The sequence below is a fragment of the Curtobacterium sp. TXMA1 genome (assembly GCF_020162095.1).
GTDB lineage: Bacteria > Actinomycetota > Actinomycetes > Actinomycetales > Microbacteriaceae > Curtobacterium.
The window spans coordinates 3,217,027-3,235,553 of record NZ_CP083910.1 but is presented as its reverse complement, the minus strand read 5'-3'; the positions used below and the strand labels follow the sequence as shown (position 1 = coordinate 3,235,553).

Annotated in this window: 15 protein-coding genes; 8 read left to right on the top strand and 7 right to left on the bottom strand. The window is 71.6% G+C overall.

Annotated features, from left to right (window positions below; all coding sequences use genetic code 11):
* Positions 1 to 12: 12 nt before the first annotated feature.
* Positions 13 to 645, bottom strand: a complete 633-nt coding sequence (locus LCG91_RS15275; RefSeq protein ID WP_224441905.1) for a GNAT family N-acetyltransferase — start codon at positions 643 to 645, stop codon at positions 13 to 15.
* Positions 646 to 753: 108 nt separating this feature from the next.
* On the opposite strand from LCG91_RS15275, the gene LCG91_RS15270 reads away from it, so the two are divergent.
* On the top strand, positions 754 to 1,380 hold the full coding sequence (locus LCG91_RS15270) for a hypothetical protein (RefSeq protein WP_058729566.1): 627 nt from the start codon (positions 754 to 756) through the stop codon (positions 1,378 to 1,380).
* Positions 1,381 to 1,435: 55 nt separating this feature from the next.
* Positions 1,436 to 1,738, top strand: coding sequence for a DUF427 domain-containing protein (locus tag LCG91_RS15265; RefSeq protein WP_058729567.1), 303 nt, complete (start codon positions 1,436 to 1,438; stop codon positions 1,736 to 1,738).
* Between the two features lie 33 nt (positions 1,739 to 1,771).
* Here the strand turns inward: LCG91_RS15265 and LCG91_RS15260 are convergent, their stop codons facing one another.
* From LCG91_RS15260 to LCG91_RS15235, 6 genes are all read right to left on the bottom strand, one after another.
* Positions 1,772 to 3,070 carry an Nramp family divalent metal transporter gene (locus LCG91_RS15260; protein ID WP_224441904.1) on the bottom strand — a complete coding sequence of 433 codons (1,299 nt, stop codon included), beginning with the start codon at positions 3,068 to 3,070 and terminating at the stop codon, positions 1,772 to 1,774.
* 60 nt (positions 3,071 to 3,130) lie between these two features.
* Positions 3,131 to 3,832 carry a CGNR zinc finger domain-containing protein gene (locus LCG91_RS15255; protein WP_224441903.1) on the bottom strand — a complete coding sequence of 234 codons (702 nt, stop codon included), beginning with the start codon at positions 3,830 to 3,832 and terminating at the stop codon, positions 3,131 to 3,133.
* Positions 3,833 to 3,879: 47 nt separating this feature from the next.
* Positions 3,880 to 4,365 carry a SprT-like domain-containing protein gene (locus LCG91_RS15250; RefSeq protein ID WP_224441902.1) on the bottom strand — a complete coding sequence of 162 codons (486 nt, stop codon included), beginning with the start codon at positions 4,363 to 4,365 and terminating at the stop codon, positions 3,880 to 3,882.
* Positions 4,362 to 5,237, bottom strand: a complete 876-nt coding sequence (locus tag LCG91_RS15245) for a hypothetical protein (protein WP_058729569.1) — start codon at positions 5,235 to 5,237, stop codon at positions 4,362 to 4,364. The genes LCG91_RS15250 and LCG91_RS15245 overlap by 4 nt, the downstream gene beginning before the upstream one ends.
* 167 nt (positions 5,238 to 5,404) lie before the next feature.
* Positions 5,405 to 6,214, bottom strand: a complete 810-nt coding sequence (locus LCG91_RS15240) for a DUF4064 domain-containing protein (protein WP_224441901.1) — start codon at positions 6,212 to 6,214, stop codon at positions 5,405 to 5,407.
* Between the two features lie 180 nt (positions 6,215 to 6,394).
* A complete protein-coding gene (locus LCG91_RS15235; protein ID WP_224441900.1) occupies positions 6,395 to 7,237 on the bottom strand; it encodes a spermidine synthase in 843 nt (280 codons plus the stop codon).
* Positions 7,238 to 7,368: 131 nt separating this feature from the next.
* On the opposite strand from LCG91_RS15235, the gene LCG91_RS15230 reads away from it, so the two are divergent.
* The 6 genes from LCG91_RS15230 (at position 7,369) to rpoC (ending at position 18,486) form a co-directional block, all read left to right on the top strand.
* The gene (locus LCG91_RS15230) at positions 7,369 to 7,869 is read left to right on the top strand and encodes a hypothetical protein (protein WP_224441899.1); all 501 of its coding nucleotides are present in this window, start codon (positions 7,369 to 7,371) and stop codon (positions 7,867 to 7,869) included.
* Entirely contained in the window at positions 7,866 to 9,074 is a 1,209-nt protein-coding gene (locus LCG91_RS15225) for a histidine kinase (protein ID WP_224441898.1), read from the top strand. The genes LCG91_RS15230 and LCG91_RS15225 overlap by 4 nt, the downstream gene beginning before the upstream one ends.
* Positions 9,071 to 9,751: a response regulator transcription factor gene (locus tag LCG91_RS15220; protein WP_058730141.1), complete on the top strand. Its 681-nt coding sequence runs from the start codon at positions 9,071 to 9,073 to the stop codon at positions 9,749 to 9,751. The genes LCG91_RS15225 and LCG91_RS15220 overlap by 4 nt, the downstream gene beginning before the upstream one ends.
* A 357-nt stretch (positions 9,752 to 10,108) precedes the next feature.
* Positions 10,109 to 10,702 (top strand): hypothetical protein, encoded by a 594-nt coding sequence (locus tag LCG91_RS15215; RefSeq protein WP_224441897.1) that lies wholly within the window; start codon positions 10,109 to 10,111, stop codon positions 10,700 to 10,702.
* A gap of 366 nt (positions 10,703 to 11,068) precedes the next feature.
* Positions 11,069 to 14,557 carry a DNA-directed RNA polymerase subunit beta gene (gene rpoB, locus LCG91_RS15210; RefSeq protein ID WP_058728466.1) on the top strand — a complete coding sequence of 1,163 codons (3,489 nt, stop codon included), beginning with the start codon at positions 11,069 to 11,071 and terminating at the stop codon, positions 14,555 to 14,557.
* 47 nt (positions 14,558 to 14,604) lie between these two features.
* Positions 14,605 to 18,486 carry a DNA-directed RNA polymerase subunit beta' gene (gene rpoC, locus LCG91_RS15205; protein ID WP_058728465.1) on the top strand — a complete coding sequence of 1,294 codons (3,882 nt, stop codon included), beginning with the start codon at positions 14,605 to 14,607 and terminating at the stop codon, positions 18,484 to 18,486.
* The last annotated feature ends 41 nt before the right edge of the window (positions 18,487 to 18,527 follow it).

The window sequence follows — 18,527 nt, the reverse complement described above, 5'->3', positions numbered from 1 at the left end:
GTGTCGGGCGCGTCAGGCGTGCCGGGCGGCCCGGCGGCGGGCGCCCTCGGCGCGGTCCCGCGTCCGCAGGCGCTCGGTGAGCGACAGGCGCACCGTCGGCCACTCGGCTGCGGTGATCGAGAAGACCACGGTGTCGCGCAGCGTGCCGTCGCGACCGATCGAGTGACTGCGCAGGACACCGTCCTGCTTCGCCCCGAGCGACGCGATCGCCGCCCGCGACTGCTGGTTGTGCCAGTGGGTCCGGAACTCCACCGCGATGCAGTCCCAGGCGTCGAACGCGTGCGAGAGCAGCAGCAGCTTCGCCTCGGTGTTGATCCCGCTCCGCTGCGCGGCACGCGCCAGGAACGTGTACCCGATCTCGACGCGACGGTTGGCGGTGTCGATGTTCGCGAAGGTCGTGGCCCCGACGACCCGACCGGTCGGACGGTCGCGGATCGCGAAGGGCACCATCCGTCCCGCCGCGTGCTCGCCGAGGCGTCGGTCGATCTCGGCGTCGACGCGATCGGGAGCCGGCACCGAGGTGTACCAGGTGCGCCAGAGGTCGCCGTCCGCCACCGCCGCCCGCAGGTCGTCCGCGTGCTCGGCAGCCAGGGGCTCGAGGGTGACGCGGTCGCCGGTCAGGGTGGGGACGGTGGCGATCTCCATGGTCACCGATCCTACGGTCGCCGGACCGACAGCGGGGTCGGCGGACGGGCCCCGCGCAGCGCGGTCCTGTGGGGACGGACAGGTGCGGACCGCGGTTATCGTGGAGCGGTGGCAGCACGCACCCAGGAGAAGTACCAGGTCCGGTTCGCGTGGGGGAACGCCGGTGCCGACCGCATCGCGCACGGCACGCACCTGGTGGTGTGGGCGGACGTGCTGCCGGACCGGGCGCCGTCGGCCGCCGCGCACCCGGGGCGCGGGGACGACCGCGTCGCGCGTGCACGGGCCGCGGCAGCCCTGCTGCCGGACGGTCCGGAGGTGGTGCTCGGCCACCTCGGCAACGCGGCGGCGATCGCCGAGCGGGTGACGAGCCTCCAGGCCGAGCGCGGCGACCGGTGCGTCGTCGCCGTCGTCGCCGCCGGTCGCACCGCCGAGGGTGCCGCGACCGTCGCGGACGCGGCGGGCGAGCCGAGTGACACCGCCGAGGTGCCCGAGCCCGCGGTCGAGGACCTGCTCGCCGCCGGCGCGGTCGTCGACGCCCTCGTCACGGTCGGGATCGACCACACCTCGCCCGAGGCGGCCGCGGCCTGCGCGGCGTACACGGGCCTGCGTCGTGCGGTGAAGCACCTCGTCAGCGCCGCCGAGGGCGCCGCAGACCTGGACCGCGAGACGGTGCACACGGCGCTCGCCGCGGGACCCGAGCTGGTCGTCCTGCGGGAATCCGGGGTCCGGGCGTAGCGTTCCGGATCGCACCAGGCGTCGCGAGGACGCCGCTGATCGCAAGGAGCACGTCATGAAGGCAGTCGTCGGCGACACCGTGATCGCGGAGGCTCCGCAGGAGGACCTCATCCAGATCGAGGGCAACTGGTACTTCCCGCCGTCGAGCGTGAAGCCCGAGTTCTTCTCGGAGAGCGACACCCAGTACCACTGCCCGTGGAAGGGCGACACGCAGTACTACACCGTCACGGTCGACGGCCAGGAGCTGCCGGACCGCGCCTGGACGTACCCGACGCCGATCCCGTCGTCGTTCGACCGGGTCGGGAAGGACTACTCGGGCTACTACGCCTTCTGGAAGGACGTCCGCGTCGTCGACTGACGCACCCGCGGTCCGGCTGACGGAGCCTGCGGTTCAGGCGGCCCCGGTCAGGGTCAGCACCACGAGCGCCACGTTGAGGGCGACGATCACCAGCGCGATGACCCCCGCGACCACGCGGGTGGTCATCGCGTTGGCGTCCGCCCCCATGACGCTCCGCCGCGAGGTGTAGACGACGAGCGGCACGATCGCGAAGGCGATGCCGAAGCTCAGCACCACCTGGCTGAGCACGAGCAGCATCGTCGGGTCTGCGCCGACGGCCAGCAGCACCACGGCGGGCAGCAGCGTGACGAGCCGACGCACCACGAGCGGTACGCGGACGTGCAGCAGCCCGTGCATGATCTCCGCACCGGCCATGCAGCCGACCGACGTCGAGGCCAGGCCGGACGCCAGCAGACCCACCGCGAAGAGCACGCCGACGACCGGGCCGACGTTCGCCTCGATCGCTGCCTGCGCGCCGGGGATGGTGTCGGTGCCGGCGACCCCCGGCAGCGTGGCCGCGGCGAGCACGAGCATGCAGACGTTGACGCCGCCCGCGACGACGAGGGCCAGGGCGACGTCCCAGCGCGTCGCGACGAGCACCCGGCGGCGCTCCGGACCGGCGGGGACGTCGCCGTGCCGGTCCCGGGCCAGGGCGGAGTGCAGGTAGACCGCGTGCGGCATCACCGTCGCGCCGAGCATCGACGCGGCGAGGAGGACGGACTGCACGCCCTCGAAGCGGGGGACCAGGCCGCCGACCAGTTCGCCGGGGGAGACCTGCGCGAACAGCAGTCCGGCGCAGAAGCCGACCGTCAGGACCGCGAGCATGGTCGTCACCACGGCCTCGAAGGTGCGGGTGCCCCGACGGCTGTGCAGGAGCAGGATCGCCATCGACACGACGCCGGTGAGCACGCCGCCGGCGACGAGCGGCAGACCGAACAGCAGGTGGAGGGCCAGCGCGCCGCCGATGACCTCGGCGACGTCGGTGGCTGCGGCGACGATCTCGGCCTGCACCCAGAACAGGAGCCGGGGCGTGCGACGCATTCGGAGGCCGAGGTGTTCCGGCAGCGAGCGACCGGTGACGACCCCGAGCTTCGCCGACAGGTACTGGACCACGACGGCGCTGGCGTTCGCGGCGACGAGCACCCAGAGCAGCAGGTACCCGTACTGTGCGCCCGCGGTCAGGTTCGCGGCGACGTTGCCCGGGTCGACGTAGGCGATCGCGGCGACGAACGCGGGCCCGAGCAGCGACAGGCCCGCGGCACGGCGGCGTGGCCGACCGGGACCGGGTGCACCGGAACCGGCGCGTCCGGGCCGTCCGGGGTGGGCGCGTCGAGCGGCGGCGGTGTCGGCCATGCCGACAGCCTGCCAGGTTTCGGCGGACCGAATCCACAGATTCGGCTGGCGCAGGTCCGCTCAGGCTGCGGCGCGGCGAGCGCGGTGCGCCCGCACCTTCGCCCGGTTGCCACACCGCTGCATGGAGCACCACCGCCTGGTGCCGCCACGCGAGGAGTCGTAGAACACGAGCCCGCAGTCGTCGGCCGAGCAGCGGCTCAGGCGGGTCGGCTGTCCGTCGGCGGCGACGTCGTCGAAGCCGACCTCGGTGAAGAGCGCCACGGCGTCACGTGCCACGCTCGACAAGGCCTGGGCGAGGCGGACCCGGCTCGCGCCCGCTCGACGTCGGCCCCCGGGCAGGCTCGGCGGCACGTCCGGCAGCGCCGCGAACAGGTTCACCGTGTCGATGTCGTCCGGTGCCGGTCGGGTGCGGCCGGTCCCCGCGCGGAGTCCGACGGCGACGGTGGTCCGGGCAGCGGCGTCCGACGTCCCGACAAGGGCCGGGGCCGCGGCGACGGCCAGTCGACCGATCGCGGACCGGAGGGCGCGGGCGTCCTGCAGCTCCCGGGCCGTGGCGCCGACGTCGATCGGCTCGGTGTGGTCGCCGAGCCACTCGTCCAGGTCGGCCGGGGTCACGAGGAGCTCCCCGAGTCGAGCGCGGGGGCGGCGCCCGTCGGGGTCGTCCGCGAACCCGCCGGTGTGGGCGAAGTCGAGCGCGATCCGGCCGGCGTCGAAGAACCACGACGACCCGCTGTCCGTCCGGATGTGCTGCCCCGTGTGCATCCGACCAGGCTAACGGCTCCCCGGCGCGCCTCCACGTGCCGGATCGATCATGCGGTAGCCGTGCGACGCTCCCAGGTGATGAGGTTGCGGCCGTCGAAGCGCCGCGAGCACCGGGCACACGCCAGCGGCCGGGTGGGCGTGCGGTAGCGGAAGTGCTCGTGGCCCGCCGGGCAGGTGCCGACCCAGGGCGCGAGCTCGGACGCGACCGGCCCGTCGTACAGGCGGGACCCGGTGTACCCGATGCCGGCGGCGGTGCGACGCCACACGGGGCCGTGCCCGGCGCGGGGGCCGGCGAGCGCGTGGGCGACCTCGTGCAGCAGGACCTGGTCGACGTCCTCCTCCGTCACCCGGCTGGCGATGTGCCGGCTCACCGTGATGCGTCGCCGGCCGAAGTCGCACTGGCCCGCGCGGGTCTTCGCGTGGTCGAACGCGAAGGTCCACCCGCCCGGACCGAGGTGTGCGGCCAGGAGCTGCTCGGCCCGAGCGCGGACGTGCTCCAGCGTCGGAGCGGACGCGGACTGCGCCGTCGTCACCGGCGGTCGGAGCCCGGCAGGTCGTCGGAGGGCTCGTCGCGCGGCGCCTGGCCCCGCTGTGCCGCCCGCGCGGCGATGCGGCCCCAGATGTCGTCGGCGTCGGTGCGTGCCGCGTCCGGGGCGCCGAGCACACGACGGCGCACCGGCGGGACCTGCTTCACCGGCTCGGCGACGCGGGTCGGCTGCGGCTCGTCGTCCTCCGCACGGCGGGCGGCGACCTCGCGTGCGGTGCGGGGTTTGTCCTCGGCGGCCTTCGGCTGCGCGACCGAGGCGCGGAGCGCTGCCTCGACCGCGGTACGGAGCGCCTCGGTGCGCTCGGACGGCGCCCCCGCCTGGCGGAACGCCTGGTACGCCCGTGAGAGCGCCGAGCGGGCCTCGTCGAAGCGGGACAGCTCGAACAGCGACCAGCCCTCGAGCTCGGCGGCGGCGCCCTCGAGCTCCGGCCACTCCTCGGTCCGGGCGGTGTCCCGGGCCATGGCGGCCTCGGTCGCGGCACGCTCGTGGCGACCGAGGTCGTGCAGCACGTGCGCGCGGCGGATGCGGGCGGCGACCTTGTCCGACCGTTCGCCGGTGAACATCGTCAGGCGGAAGACCTCCTCCGCGACGACGAGCGACTCGTCGAGCCGACCGAGCAGCCGGAGGAGCTCGGCACGTTCGGCCAGGGCCTCGGTGCTGCGGCTCTGGCCGAGGTCGCGCAGCCGCTGCTGCACGGCGTCGGCGTCCACGGCGGGCCGCAGGCTGATCGGCGCGAAGGTGCTCCCCGGGCTCACACCCGCGGTGACCGGGGCGGCGTCGCCCGGTGCGGCGTGACGGGGTTCCCGGGCGCGGTCGGCGCGGTCGGGCTGCTGGCTGTCGTCGGGCGGGAGGGACATCGGTTCGAGGGTAACCGCGGCCTCCCGTGAGCGGGCGGTGCCACGCGCACGGGGGGTGCGAGAACGCGGCAGGGCGCCCGGACGTGGCAGGGCACCCGGACGCGGAACGGCCCGTCCCGCTGCAGCGGGACGGGCCGTCGGAGTGGTGCGTCGGCAGCGCCGCGGCGTCAGTTGCTGCCGGTGACCGCGGCAGCTGCGGCGACGGTGACCGCGATGAACGTCGCGAAGGTGGCGACGACGGCGAGGATGATCGCGAGGACGCCCCAGACGCGCCCCCGGCCCGCGACCGCCGCGATGATGCCCTGCACGAGGGCCCACAGGCCGAGGACGGCCGCGATGAGGACGACGATCGAGCCGCCACCGAACTGGCTCAGCGCAGCCGGGTCGTTCATGAGCTGCTGCTGCATCTGTTCCTGCTGCTGCACCGAGCTGCCGCCGTTCCGCGCGATCTCGGCGAGTGCGGCGTTGCCCGCGAAGGCGGCACCCAGCACGGCGCCGCCGACCACGCCGAGCACGAGCGACAGGATCCCGAGTGCGAACGCGATCACGCCGACGGTCTTCTTCTTCTTCGCCGGCTTCGGCTCCTCGTACGACTGCCACGTCGGGCTGCCCGCACTCGCCGGCGCCGATGACGCTGCGTACGGCTGGTGCGTCCCCTGGTGCTCGCCCCACGTCGGGGAGTCCGGGCGGCCGTCGCGCTGGTCGTACCCGCCGCGCTCGCCGTGCTGCTGCTGGCCGTACTGCTGGTGGTCGTACCCGCTGCGCTCGCCGTACTGCTGCTGCCCGTACTGCGGCTGACCCTGGTCGCGCTCGCCGTACTGCGGCGCCGAGCCCGGTGCCGGGTCGACACGCTCGCCGTAGCGGGGTGCGTCCTGGCGGTCGTGCTGCGGCGCACTGCCCCAGACCGGCGCGTTGGTGCTGCCCGGCGTGTTGCCGTCGCCCGTCCGGTCCTCGTTGCTCCGGTCGTCGTTCGTCATCAGGGGACTCCCTCGGTCGGTCGCGCAGCTGCGCGGTCGTTGTCCCCCATCCTGGCAGCCGGATGCCCGACGTGTTCAGGGGGACACGGTGGTCCTGAACCCGTTCCACGGACTGGAGGCACGGTGGCGGACCGGTACCGCGCCTCCCGTCCGGTGGGTGGTCGCGCCTCGACCGCGGGGTCAGCCGCCGAAGACGCTGCGGTTCGGCTCGGGGGACGCGACCGCGGTCCCGTCGGTGACGATGGGCGCCCCCGCCGTGAAGGCGCGGAGCTCCTGCCCGTGCACCACCTTCGCCGGCATCGGGTCGGAGGAGTACCGCCGGGGCATGTCCGCCACCGGCAGGTCGGTCCTCGATCCCAGCAGCACGATGTTGCCGAAGCGCCGCCCCTTGAGCATGCCGGTGTCGGCGACCGCGGCGACCGACGGCAGCACCGCCTGCAGCGTCGATGCCTGCCCGCGCGCGAACGCCAGTCCGGCTCCGTCGGCGACGTTGACGGCGACGATGCCGGTGGGGGAGAGGAACTCGGCAACCGAGCGGTAGAACTCGACGCTCGTCACGTGTGCGGGGATCTGCGAGCCGCCGAACACGTCGACGACCGCCAGGTCCACGGTGCCGCGGAGCCCGGCCGGCAGCTTGCCGAGGACCTCGCGGGCGTCCCCGTACCGGACGCGGATCGACGCACCGCGGGGGAAGGGGAGCACCTCGCGCACGTGCTCGACCAGGTCCCGCTCCAGTTCGACGACCTGCTGCCGCGAACCCGGACGGGTGACGGCCACGTAGCGGGGCAGGGTCAGCGCGCCCGCGCCGAGGTGCAGCGCCGTGATCGGACCCTCCGGCAGCAGGTCGATCGCGTGCCCGATGCGCCGGATGTACTCGAACGCCAGGTGCGTCGGGTCCTCGAGGTCGACGTGCGACTGCGGCGTGCCGTCCACCACGAGCGTGAAGGAACCGGGGCGGTGCCGGTCCGGCTCGACCGACGCCCAGCCCGCACCGATCCGGAACCCGTCGAACGCATCAGCCATGCCCCCATGGAACACCACCGTGATCCCCACCCCGACCACCACCCGTGGGTGGTGTGCCGCCGACCGCCGGCTCGCGAGGCTGGGAGCACCGGTCGGGGACCCCCGCCGGACACCTCGACGGAAGGCACACCGTGTCCACCCAGCTCATCGCGAACGCCGTCATCGGCCTCGTCCTCGTCGGCTTCCTGGCGTACCGGCAGGCGACCTGGCGGGCGTTCGACCCGGCACGCGTCTGGCGTGCCCCGCTCGTCCTCGGCGTCGTGGGCGTCGTGGTGCTGGCGCAGTCCTCGGCCGCGGTCACGTCGCTCGACGTCCTGCTCCTCGGGGTCGAGGCCCTGCTCGCGGTCGCGGCCGGTCTGGCGATGGGGACGATGACCCGCTTCCGGACGGCACCGACCCCGGACGACCACGGCCGCACGCTCCAGTCGCGCACCGGCTGGGCGGGTGCCGGGCTGTGGCTGCTCGTGATCGCCGTCCGCGTCGGTCTCGACGTCGTCGGCGGGCACCTCGGTGCACACCTGCTCACCTCGACCGGGGCGATCCTGCTCGTCCTGGCGCTGAACCGGGCCGCGCGGGCACTGGTCGTCGACCAGCGGATGCCGCGCGCCGCCAGCGGCATGATGGTCCGGTGAGCAGCAGTCCGGACCCGGTGCGCACCGCTGCCGTGCGGGACGACCTCGTGCGCGGGCGGTCCGGCTCGGTGACCACCCGAGCGCTGAACCTGCTCGGCGTCCTCGTGGTCACCTACTGGTCCGTGCGCACCGGGACGGCCACCGGACACCCCGCGTGGGTGTGGGTGGTCGGAGCCGTGGCGCTCGCCGCGTGGCTGCTCCGGATCGCAGCGCGACGGGAGCGCGTGCTGCTCGTCGCGGCCTGGGTCATGGTCGTCGCCGGGGCGGCCGTCGTCGTCGCCACGGGTGCGGTGGCGGTCGCGGTGCCGCTCGTGGGCGTCGTCGTCCTCGCTGCGAGCGCGCTGCAGCCCCCGTGGGCAGGACCCGTCGCCGCGGTCGTGGCGATGGTCGAGGTCGCGGCCACCGCGGTGCCGGCCGGCGTGCCGGTCACGCTCGTGCTCGGCTCCGGCGGCGGACTCGTCCTGGCGGCCGTGGTCGGATTCAGCCGCCGCCAGGCCCGCCTGGTCGAGGACCGCACCCGGCAGGCCGAGGCCGAGCAGCAGCGCGCCGAGCTGCTGGCGGACCGGTCGCGCGCGGCCCGCGAGGTCCACGACGTCCTCGCCCACTCGCTCGGCGGTCTGGTCCTGCAGCTCGACGCCGTCGAGGCGCTGCTCGAGGCGGGTCGCGTCGACGAGGCAGCGCGTCGTGCCGGCGCTGCGCGGGCCCTCGCGGCGTCCGGGCTCGCCGAGGCCCGCCGAGCGGTGCACGCGCTGCGCGACGACACGGCTGCGCCGACGTCGCAGCCGACGGACCTGGCGGGGCTGGTCGACGCTCACCGAGCCTTCGGCGGGGTGCTCACCACGCGCGGTGACCTGGGCCTGCCGTCGGTCGGTGCGGCGCACCGCGCCGTCGTGGTCGCGGCCGCCCGGGAGGCACTGAGCAACGCCCGCCGACACGCCCCCGGCCGCGCCGTGGAGCTGTCCGTCCGCGCGGCCGGCCCGACGGTCGACGTCACGGTCACGAACGCGCTCGACCCCGCTCCCGCCCCCGCGGGTGCCGTGGCGGGGGTCGGTGCGGGAGTCGGTGCGGGACTCGGTCTCGTGGGGATGCGGGAGCGGTTCGCGGAGCTCGGCGACGACTCGTCCGTCGTCGCCGGTGTCGAGGCCGGCACCTTCGTGGTGGCGATGCGCGTGCCGACGACCGGCGCGGCAGGGGAACGGGCATGACGATCCGGGTGCTCGTGGTCGACGACCAGGCGATCGTGCGGGACGGCCTGGTGACGGTGTTGTCGCTGGAGCCCGACCTCGAGGTCGTCGGCGAGGCCGCTGACGGCGCAGCGGCGATCTCGATGGTGGACGACGACCCGCCGGACGTCGTGCTGATGGACCTGCGGATGCCGGGCACCGACGGCCCGACCGCCACCGCGGCGATCACGGCCGCGCACCCGGGGGTCGCCGTGCTGGTGCTCACGACCTACGCCGACGACGCCTCGATCGTCGGCGCGCTGCGGGCCGGGGCGCGCGGGTACCTGACGAAGGACGCGGGCCGACGGGAGCTCGCGACCGCCGTGCGCGCCGTGGCATCGGGGCAGGCGACGTTCGACGCCGGGGTCGGGGCACGGCTCGTCGCACAGCTCGGTGCGGCTCCGGCGACGCGGACCGTGCCCGACGTGGTGCCGGAGCCTCCGCCCGCTCCGGCACCCCACACGGTCCGCGACCGCTTCCCGGAGCTCACGCCGCGGGAGACCGACGTGCTCGAACGGATCGCCGCCGGGCGGACGAACCCGGAGATCGCCGCCGAGCTCTTCCTGACCGTGCCGACCGTGAAGTCCTACGTGAACCAGGTCTTCGCGAAGCTCGGGGTCCGCACCCGTGCCGAGGCGGTCGCCCGCGTCCTGCGCTGATCGGGCGGCGCTGATCGACCGTGGCGCTGATCGGATGGCGGTCCCCCGGTGACCAGCCGACGCCAAGGACGGTGCCGTACCGTACCGGGCGTCGTCACCCGACGGGTGTCGAGTGCCCGGCCGCACGGTCGTGACGCTCCGCCCGTCGACGTGACCACGACGTGGACCGGACCGGCCCCGCGCAACCCCACCGCGCCCGGGCGGCCGACCCGTCGTCGGCGTGCCCGCACCCCCACCGCTCGACCCCGGCACGCCGCCCTCCGGCGTGCGACGGCGCACGGCACGACGCGTGCGCCGACCGACGGTCCCGTGCGCCCGCGGCTGCGACACGACCCACGACTCCACCGGGAGACCGCGATGACCGACACCCTCAGCCTGCCCACCCTCCGACCGGGCGCCCCGGCCCGACCCGCGCGGACGCCCCGACCCGGCCGCGCGTCCCGGGCCGGCCGCGCCCTGCCGGCGGTGCACCTGCCCGCCCGCCCGCACCGTGCCTCCCGGCCGGTGGTCGCGGACGGTGAACGCGCTCCCCGGTGGATGCGCGCCGTCGGCGCCGTCCTGCTGCTCGGCGGAGGCGCGCTGACGGCGGCCGTGCTCGGCTGGCCGGGGGACGCGCCGGAGGTCGCGCTGCTGCTGCCGGGCGTGGTCGCCCTCGTCGCCGGAGCCCTGCTGCTGCTCGCGCGGACCGGCATCGCGGTGACCGACACCGACGTGGTGCTGCACTTCCGACCGCTGCCCGCGCGCCGCATCGTCCGTCGTCGGATCGCGGAGGTCACGGTCGTCGAGGCGGACGCGCGCACCTTCGGCGGGGTCGGGCTGCGCCTCGGCCGTGGCGTGCGGGCGCTCTTGCTCACCCCCGGTCGAGGCGTGCGGATCACCGACGACCGGGGTCGGGTGACCTTCGTGCGGGCGGAGCGCCCGGAGGAGCTGCTGCGCGCGCTCGCGGGCTGACGCGGTCGCCGCTCCCGCTGCCACCCCCGCTGCGGGGAATGCACGGGCGGCCTGCGTGCTTATACACGCCATCGCCGAATCCGGTCAAGCCAGGACTGGACAGCGCGCGCCGGGGCGACCTATGATGACAGTTCGCGCTCCCTGGCATTCGTGTGTCGTCATATTGCGGTCGAACACGCGCCCTGGTGAAGCCGGTCCCGTATATGGCGGCGGGTCCCGCTCACCGATCATCCCACAGGTCCTCGACGGTCGTTGTCGTCGGGCGTTCCGTGTCGGTGGTCCCAGGGTCGCGCCGAGCGATCAATCCACTCACCTACGTGCTGCTCGTCAGTACCGGCCCGACGGGGCCTACCGGAGGTCACACCCTTGGCTGCTGCGCCCAACGCATCCACCAACCCCAAGAACGGTCGCAACCACTCGCGACTCTCGTTCGCCAAGATCACGGACACCCTCACGGTGCCGGATCTGCTCGCCCTCCAGACGGAGAGCTTCGACTGGCTCGTCGGCAACGACGTCTGGAAGGCCCGCCTCGCCGAAGGGCAGGAGCAGGGTCGCACCGACCTCGCGCTGCACTCCGGCCTCGAGGAGATCTTCGAGGAGATCTCCCCGATCGAGGACCTCGGCGAGACCATGCAGCTCTCGTTCACGTCCCCGGAGCTCGAGGACCCGAAGTACTCCATCGACGAGTGCAAGGAGCGTGGCAAGACCTACGCCGCGCCGCTGTACGTCAACGCCGAGTTCATGAACCACATGACCGGTGAGATCAAGACGCAGACGGTCTTCATGGGCGACTTCCCGCTCATGACCGAGCGCGGCACGTTCATCATCAACGGCACCGAGCGCGTCGTCGTCTCGCAGCTCGTCCGTTCGCCCGGCGTGTACTTCGAGCGCCAGCAGGAGAAGACGTCCGACAAGGACATCTACTCCGCCCGCGTCATCCCCTCGCGTGGTGCCTGGCTCGAGTTCGAGATCGACAAGCGCGACCAGGTGGGCGTGCGCATCGACCGCAAGCGCAAGCAGTCCGTGACCGTCTTCCTCAAGGCCCTCGGCCTGACGAGCGAGGAGATCATGGAGGAGTTCCAGGGCTTCGCCTCGATCGAGTCCACCCTCGAGAAGGACGCCGTCCTCACCAAGGAAGAGGCGCTCAAGGACATCTACCGCAAGCTGCGTCCGGGCGAGCAGGTCGCCGCCGAGGCCGCGCGTGCGCTCCTCGACAACTTCTACTTCAACCCGAAGCGCTACGACCTCGCCAAGGTGGGTCGCTACAAGCTGAACCGCAAGCTCGGCATCGACGCGCAGCTCTCGGACTCGGTGCTGACCGTGCAGGACATCGTCCGCACCATCAAGTACCTCGTCTCGCTGCACGCCGAGAAGACCACGCTGAACGGTGTCCGCGACGGCGAGCCCGTCCAGCTGCGCCTCGACGTGGACGACATCGACCACTTCGGCAACCGTCGCATCCGCGCCGTCGGCGAGCTCATCCAGAACCAGGTCCGCACGGGTCTGTCCCGCATGGAGCGCGTCGTCCGCGAGCGCATGACCACGCAGGACATCGAGGCGATCACCCCGCAGACCCTGATCAACGTGCGACCCGTCGTCGCCGCGATCAAGGAGTTCTTCGGCACCTCGCAGCTGTCGCAGTTCATGGACCAGAACAACCCGCTCGCGGGTCTGACGCACAAGCGTCGCCTGTCGGCCCTCGGCCCGGGTGGTCTGTCCCGTGAGCGTGCCGGCGTCGAGGTCCGCGACGTTCACCCGTCGCACTACGGCCGCATGTGCCCGATCGAGACCCCGGAAGGCCCGAACATCGGCCTGATCGGCTCGCTCGCGTCGTTCGGTCGGATCAACTCGTTCGGCTTCATCGAGACGCCGTACCGCCGGGTCGTCAACGGCCAGGTCACGACGCAGATCGACTACCTGACCGCGTCGGAGGAGGACGACTTCGTCGTCGCTCAGGCCAACGCGCCGCTGACCGACGACTTCCACTTCCAGGACGACAAGGTGCTCGTCCGGAAGAAGGGCGGCGAGGTCGAGCTCGTCGGCAAGGACGAGGTCGACTACATGGACGTCTCGCCGCGCCAGATGGTGTCGGTCGCGACCTCGCTCATCCCGTTCCTCGAGCACGACGACGCGAACCGCGCCCTCATGGGTGCGAACATGCAGCGTCAGGCCGTCCCGCTGCTCCGTTCCGAGTCGCCGCTCGTCGGCACCGGCATGGAGGGCTACACCGCCATCGACGCCGGTGACGTCGTCACCGCCGACAAGGCCGGTGTGGTCTCCGAGGTGTCGGCCGACGCCGTGACCCTGCAGCTCGACGAGGGCGGCACGCAGACCTACTACCTGCGCAAGTTCGACCGCTCGAACCAGGGCACGAGCTACAACCACCGCGTCATCGTCTCCGCAGGCGAGCGCGTGGAGCAGGGCGAGGTCATCGCCGACGGCCCCGCGACGGAGAACGGCGAGCTCGCGCTCGGCAAGAACCTCCTCGTCGCGTTCATGCCGTGGGAGGGCTACAACTACGAGGACGCGATGATCCTGTCGCAGAACCTCGTGAAGGACGACACGCTCTCCTCGATCCACATCGAGGAGTACGAGGTCGACGCCCGCGACACGAAGCTCGGCAAGGAGGAGATCACCCGCGACCTCCCGAACGTCAGCCCGGACCTCCTGGCCGACCTCGACGAGCGCGGCATCATCCGCATCGGTGCCGAGGTCCGCCCCGGTGACATCCTGGTCGGCAAGGTCACGCCGAAGGGCGAGACCGAGCTCTCGGCAGAGGAGCGCCTGCTCCGCGCGATCTTCAACGAGAAGTCGCGCGAGGTGCGCGACACCTCGCTGAAGGTGCCCCACGGCGAAGAGGGCACGATCATCGGCGTCAAGGTGTTCGACGCGCAGGACGGCGACGACGAGCTCGGCTCGGGCGTCAACCAGCGCGTGGTCGTCTACATCGCCCAGAAGCGCAAGATCACCGCGGGTGACAAGCTCGCCGGTCGTCACGGCAACAAGGGCGTCATCTCGACGATCCTGCCGGTCGAGGACATGCCGTTCCTCGCGGACGGCACCCCGGTCGACATCGTGCTCAACCCGCTCGGCGTCCCCGGCCGCATGAACTTCGGCCAGGTCCTCGAGATCCACCTCGGGTGGCTCGCGAAGCAGGGCTGGAACGTCGAGGGCATCCAGGAGTGGGCATCGGCCCTGCCGGAGGCAGCGCACAGCGCGGCGCCCGGCACGAAGGTCGCCACCCCGGTGTTCGACGGTGCGTACGAGCGCGAGATCGAGGGCCTCCTCGACAGCACGCTCCCGAACCGCGACGGGGAGCGCCTGATCGGCTCCTCCGGCAAGGCGCAGCTCTTCGACGGCCGCTCCGGCGAGCCGTTCCCGGAGCCCGTCTCGGTCGGCTACATGTACATCCTCAAGCTGCACCACCTGGTCGACGACAAGATCCACGCCCGTTCGACCGGCCCGTACTCGATGATCACGCAGCAGCCGCTGGGTGGTAAGGCGCAGTTCGGTGGACAGCGATTCGGTGAGATGGAGGTGTGGGCGCTCGAGGCGTACGGCGCCGCCTACGCCCTCCAGGAGCTCCTGACGATCAAGTCCGACGACATCCTCGGCCGCGTGAAGGTCTACGAGGCGATCGTCAAGGGCGAGAACATCCAGGAGCCCGGCATCCCCGAGTCGTTCAAGGTCCTCATGAAGGAGATGCAGTCGCTCTGCCTGAACGTCGAGGTCCTCTCGGCCGACGGCCAGGCGGTCAGCCTCCGTGACACGGACGACGAGGTCTTCCGTGCCGCTGAAGAGCTCGGCATCAACATCTCCTCGCGGTTCGAGTCGTCGTCCGTCGACGACATCTGAGCCGGCCCGTACCGAACACGTTTCGAACTCAGCAAGAGAGAAGAACATTGCTCGAAGCAACGTCATTTGACGCCATCCGGATCGGCCTCGCGACCGCCGAGGACATCCGTCAGTGGTCGTACGGCGAGGTCAAGAAGCCGGAGACCATCAACTACCGCACCCTGAAGCCCGAGAAGGACGGTCTGTTCGGCGAGCAGATCTTCGGTCCGTCCCGTGACTGGGAGTGCGCCTGCGGCAAGTACAAGCGTGTCCGCTTCAAGGGCATCGTCTGCGAGCGCTGCGGCGTCGAGGTCACCAAGTCCTCGGTCCGCCGTGAGCGCATGGGCCACATCGAGCTCGCCGCACCCGTCACGCACATCTGGTACTTCAAGGGTGTCCCGTCGCGCCTCGGGTACCTCCTCGACATGGCGCCGAAGGACCTCGAGAAGGTCATCTACTTCGCGGCGTACATGATCATCGACATCGATGAAGAGGGCCGTCACGCCGACATGCCCGGTCTCGAGAACGAGATGCGCCTCGAGATCAAGAACCTCGAGGGTCAGCGCGACTCGATCATCGCCGACCGCCTCAAGAAGCTCGAGGACGACCTCGCAGCGCTCGAGGAAGAGGGCGCCAAGGCCGACGTGAAGCGCCGGACCAAGGACACCGCCGAGAAGGAGATGTCCCAGGTCCGCAAGTCCTTCGACGAGGACATCACCCGCCTCGAGCGCGTGTGGGAGGACTTCCGCAACCTCAAGGTCGGCGACCTCAAGCCCGAGGACGCCGTGTTCCACGAGCTGCAGGACCGCTTCGGGATCTACTTCGACGCCTACATGGGCGCCGAGGCGATCAAGCTGCGGCTCGAGGCGTTCGACCTGGCCGCCGAGGCCGAGTCGCTGCGCCTGCAGATCGCCGAGGGCAAGGGCCAGAAGAAGATCCGCGCGATCAAGCGTCTGCGCGTCGTCAGCTCCTTCCTCGCCACCGGCAACTCGCCGGCCGCGATGGTGCTCGACGTCGTGCCGGTCATCCCGCCGGAGCTCCGCCCGATGGTGCAGCTCGACGGTGGCCGCTTCGCCACGTCGGACCTCAACGACCTCTACCGTCGTGTGATCAACCGCAACAACCGTCTCCGCCGCCTGCTCGACCTCGGTGCCCCCGAGATCATCGTGAACAACGAGAAGCGCATGCTGCAGGAGGCCGTCGACGCGCTGTTCGACAACGGTCGTCGTGGTCGTCCGGTCACGGGTACCGGCAACCGCGCCCTGAAGTCCCTGAGCGACATGCTCAAGGGCAAGCAGGGTCGTTTCCGCCAGAACCTGCTCGGCAAGCGCGTCGACTACTCGGGTCGTTCGGTCATCATCGTCGGCCCGCAGCTCAAGCTGCACCAGTGCGGTCTGCCGAAGCAGATGGCGCTCGAGCTGTTCAAGCCGTTCGTCATCAAGCGCCTCATCGACCTGTCGCACGCGCAGAACATCAAGTCGGCCAAGCGCATGGTCGAGCGTTCGCGTCCGCAGGTGTGGGACGTGCTCGAGGAGATCATCCGCGAGCGCCCCGTCCTGCTGAACCGTGCGCCGACGCTGCACCGCCTGGGCATCCAGGCGTTCGAGCCGCAGCTCGTCGAGGGCAAGGCCATCCAGCTCCACCCGCTCGTGTGTGCTGCGTTCAACGCGGACTTCGACGGTGACCAGATGGCCGTGCACCTGCCGCTGTCGGTCGAGGCCCAGGCCGAGGCCCGCATCCTGATGCTCGCCTCGAACAACATCCTCAAGCCGTCGGACGGCCGTCCGGTGACCCTGCCCGCACAGGACATGATCATCGGTCTGCACCACCTGACGACCGTCCGCGAGGGCGCGCTCGGCGAGGGCCGTGCGTTCTCGTCGGTCGCCGAGGCGATCCTGGCCAAGGACCAGAACACGCTGCACCTCAACGCGATGGTGAAGATCCGCATGTCGGGTGTGCACTTCGCCGAGGGCGAGGCGCCGGAGGGCTACGAGGTCGGTCAGCCGATCCTCCTCGAGACCACCCTGGGCCGTGCGCTCTTCAACGAGACGCTGCCGGCGGACTACCCGTTCGTCCAGCGCGTCACCGACAAGGGCACCCTCTCCGCGATCGTCAACGACCTCGCCGAGCGCTACTCCAAGACCGAGACGGCCGCCGCGCTGGACCGGATCAAGGACGCGGGCTTCTACTGGGGCACGCGCTCCGGTGTGACCGTGGCGCTGTCGGACGTCGTGACGCCTCCTCGCAAGAAGGAGATCATCGCGGGCTACGAGGTCCAGGCCGCCAAGGTCCAGGGCGAGTTCGACAAGGGTCTGATCACCGACGCGGAGCGCCGCGCCGACCTGATCAAGATCTGGACCGAGGCCACGAACGAGATCGCGCAGGAGATGCGCGACAACTTCCCGATCGACAACACCATCAACCGCATGGTCTCGTCGGGTGCTCGTGGTAACTGGCTGCAGGTGCGCAACATCGCCGGTATGCGTGGTCTGGTGAACAACCCGAAGGGTGAGATCATCGCCCGCCCGATCATCAACTCGTACCGCGAGGGCCTGACCGTGGCGGAGTACTTCATCGCCACGCACGGTGCCCGCAAGGGTCTGGCGGACACGGCTCTCCGGACCGCCGACTCGGGCTACCTGACCCGGCGTCTCGTGGACGTTTCGCAGGACGTCATCATCCGTGAGGACGACTGCGGGACGACCCGTGGCCTCGAGCTGCCGATCGCGACCAAGGGCGAGGACGGCAAGCTCGTCCGCGACCCGCGCGTCGAGAACACGGTGTACTCGCGCACCCTGGCCGTCGAGGCCGTGGACGCGAACGGCACCGTGGTCGCCGAGGCCGGCTCGGACGTCGGTGACGTCCTGCTGGACACGCTGCTCGAGGCGGGTGTCGAGAGCATCAAGGTGCGCTCGGTCCTGACCTGCGAGTCCGCCGTCGGCGTCTGCGCGAAGTGCTACGGCCGTTCGCTCGCCACGGGCAACCTCGTCGACATCGGCGAGGCGGTCGGCATCATCGCCGCCCAGTCCATCGGTGAGCCCGGTACCCAGCTGACGATGCGTACCTTCCACACGGGTGGTTCGGCCTCGGCCGACGACATCACGCAGGGTCTGCCCCGCGTGACCGAGCTCTTCGAGGCCCGCACCCCGAAGGGCGCGTCCCCGATCGCCGAGGCCCCCGGCCGCGTCACGATCGAGGACACGGACAAGGGTCGTCGGATCATCCTCACGCCGGACAACGGCGACGAGCCGTTCATCTACCCGGTGCTCAAGCGTGCGACCCTCCTCATCGAGGACGGCCAGCACGTCGAGCTCGGCGAGCAGTTCATCGCCGGCACGGTGGACCCGAAGGAGGTCCTCCGGGTCAAGGGTGTGCGCGAGGTCCAGAAGCACCTCGTCAACGGTGTGCAGGACGTGTACGGCTCGCAGGGCGTGCCGATCCACGACAAGCACATCGAGGTCATCGTCCGCCAGATGCTCCGCAAGGTCACCGTCGTCGACCACGGCGACACCGACCTGCTGCCGGGTGAGCTCGTCGACCGGTCGCGCTACAACGCGCTGAACCGTGCGGCGCTGCAGGAGGGTCGCAAGACCGCCTCGGCTCGCCAGGAGGTCATGGGCATCACGAAGGCGTCCCTCGCGACCGAGTCGTGGCTGTCCGCCGCGTCCTTCCAGGAGACCACCCGCGTCCTCACGCAGGCGGCCATGGAGGGCAAGCAGGACCACCTCGTCGGCCTCAAGGAGAACGTCATCATCGGTAAGCTCATCCCCGCCGGGACGGGCCTCAGCCGGTACCGTGACGTGGACGTCGCCGCGACCGAGGAAGCCAAGGCGGAGCGGTACCCCAACCGCATCTTCGCCGACGACTCCTCGTTCTCGGACGCCGACCTGAGCTTCGTCGACTTCGACAGCTTCTCGTCGGACGACTTCACCCCTGGGACCTACAACTGAACAGGCACAGCCAACTGAGCCTGAGCTGAACCCGGAAGGCC